The sequence below is a fragment of the Erwinia sp. PME.40.26/001 genome (assembly GCF_055556675.1).
Window position 1 is genome coordinate 1 of record NZ_JBVHNP010000351.1, and the last position, 247, is coordinate 247.

General features: G+C 72.9%; 1 protein-coding gene. It reads left to right on the forward strand.

Features of this window, described 5'->3' with window-relative positions; all coding sequences use genetic code 11:
- A partial coding sequence (locus ACZ3HG_RS24500; RefSeq protein WP_465335091.1) for a hypothetical protein occupies window positions 1-247 on the forward strand: 247 nt, incomplete at both ends.

Below are 247 nucleotides of genomic sequence, written 5' to 3' on the forward strand. Positions count from 1 at the left end.
GCTGCTGCTGCTGTTGCGCGGTATCAATGGTGTGCTGGGCAGCGCCGTCTTGCCCTCGGCCCAGGGCATGGCGCTGCGCGCGGCGCCGGACCGGCCGCGCATTACGCTCATCGGCACGGTCGCCACGTGCTGGGCGGTGGGCACCATGTCCGACCCTGGCTTCGCGGCCGTGCTCGCCACCTTTGGTCTGGCCGCGCCGTTGTTCGTGGCCGCCGCGCTGGCCCTGGCGGCGGCTGTGATCATGGGC